Raw genomic sequence first — 482 nt, 5'->3', positions numbered from 1 at the left:
GCTCCCACTGCTTGTACGCATACGGTTTCAGGATCTATTTCACTCCCCTCTCCGGGGTTCTTTTCGCCTTTCCCTCACGGTACTAGTTCACTATCGGTCAGTCAGTAGTATTTAGCCTTGGAGGATGGTCCCCCCATATTCAGACAAGGTTTCTCGTGCCCCGTCCTACTCGATTTCATGACTAAGAGATTTTCGCGTACAGGGCTATCACCCACTATGGCCGCACTTTCCAGAGCGTTCCGCTAATCTCAAAGCCACTTAAGGGCTAGTCCCCGTTCGCTCGCCACTACTAAGGGAATCTCGGTTGATTTCTTTTCCTCAGGGTACTTAGATGTTTCAGTTCCCCTGGTTCGCCTCTTGCACCTATGTATTCAGTACAAGATAACCATCTTATGATGGCTGGGTTCCCCCATTCAGACATCTCCGGATCAAAGTCTGTTTGCCGACTCCCCGAAGCTTTTCGCAGGCTACCACGTCTTTCA

Annotated in this window: 1 rRNA gene (running past one end of the window); it reads right to left on the bottom strand. The window is 50.2% G+C overall.

Annotation, left to right across the window (positions count from 1 at the left end):
• Positions 1-482 (bottom strand): 23S ribosomal RNA (locus sphst_RS20140); its annotated part reaches 2250 nt to the left of the window's first position; the annotation flags it as partial.

Origin of the sequence: Sphingomonas sp. STIS6.2 (genome assembly GCF_000732685.2) — a bacterium.
Classification (GTDB): Bacteria; Pseudomonadota; Alphaproteobacteria; order Sphingomonadales; family Sphingomonadaceae; genus Sphingomonas; species Sphingomonas aerolata.
The sequence above is the reverse complement of the archived record's forward strand: the minus strand, read 5'-3'. Positions and strand labels throughout refer to the sequence as shown.